Annotated in this window: 1 protein-coding gene; it reads left to right on the top strand. The window is 68.0% G+C overall.

What is annotated here, in order from left to right; genetic code table 11:
* On the top strand, nucleotides 1-1,326 hold a 1,326-nt coding region (locus IP86_RS20105; protein WP_054164209.1), incomplete at its 5' end, for an outer membrane beta-barrel protein.
* Between the last annotated feature and the right edge of the window lie 95 nt (nucleotides 1,327-1,421).

Below are 1,421 nucleotides of genomic sequence, written 5' to 3'. Positions count from 1 at the left end.
AAATCGATCGGCCCCGGCTCGCCGGTGGTGACGCCGGCGCCGCCGCCGGCCCGTCCGCTGCCGCCGTCGCAGGCCGCCGCCAAGCCGCCGGTCGCGGCGACGTTCAACGGCACGCTGCCCGGCCAGCCGCTGCGCCGCCGCCTCAAGGCCGACGACGATCCGTTCGGTCCGGTCGGCGATTACGCCGGCAGCTTCCTGATCAAGGGCGCGGTCGAGCTCAACGGCGGCTACGACAGCAATCCGGGCCGCATCGCCACGCCGCAGGCCTCCGGCTTCTACAAAGTGTCGCCCGAGCTGATGGTGACGTCGGACTGGGACCGCCATGCGCTGGTCGCCGACCTGCGCGGCTCGTTCACCGGCTACGGCCACGACTTCAACAATCCGGGCAGCGGCGTCACCTCGGCGCCGCGCAATCTCGACCGGCCGGATTTCGACGGCCATGTCGACGGCCGCATCGACGTCACCCGCGACACGAGGCTGCTCGGCCAGGGCCGACTGATCGTCGGCACCGACAATCCCGGCAGCCCGAACAACCTGTTCGGCCTGCAGAAATTCCCGATCTACACGCAGATCGGCGTGTCCGGCGGCATCGATCAGACCTTCAACCGGCTGCAGGTCACGGCGATCGGCAGCGCCGACCGGCGGACCTATCAGCAGTCGGTGTTCACCGATGGCAGCACCGAGCCGAACAACGATCGTAACTTCAACCAATATGCCGGCACCGGCCGCGTCAGCTACGAGGTGCTGCCGTGGCTGAAGCCGTTCGTCGAAGGCCAGGCCGATACCCGCCAGCACGACACCGCGGTCGATCGCTATGGCTACATGCGCGACAGCAATGGCGGCTACATCAAGGGCGGCACCAGCTTCGAGCTGACGCGCCTCTTGACCGGTGAAGCCTCGATCGGCTGGGCGGCGCGGACCTACAGCGATCCGCGGCTGCTCAAGCTCGAGGGCCTGCTCACCAGCGCGTCGCTGATCTGGACGGTCACGCCGCTGACGAAGTTCAAGCTCGGCGCCGACACCTCGATCGACGAATCGCCGCTCGCCGGCGTTTCCGGCGTGCTGACCCGCACCTACACGGCCGAGGTCGACCACGACTTCCGCCGCTGGCTGACCGCGGTCGGCAAGTTCACTTACGCGACCTACGACTACCAGGGCTCCGGCCGCAGCGACCGCTTCAATTCGCTGGAAGGCAACCTGATCTACAAGATGAGCCGCCAGCTCTGGGTCAAGGGCACACTCCGCCGCGACCAGCTCGACTCCAACGTCACCGGAGGCAGCTACAACGCCACCGTGGTGATGCTAGGGGTGCGTCTGCAGAACTGAGCTTGATCCAAGCCTCTCCCCGACCGCAGCGCTCTCCCTCTCCCGCTTGCGGGAGAGGGTTGGGGTGAGGGCGACGCGCACTCAGTGCCCGGGGC

This window comes from Rhodopseudomonas sp. AAP120, assembly GCF_001295845.1.
In the GTDB taxonomy this organism is placed as follows: Bacteria; Pseudomonadota; Alphaproteobacteria; order Rhizobiales; family Xanthobacteraceae; genus Rhodopseudomonas.
This window is presented reverse-complemented; position numbering and strand designations above follow the sequence as displayed.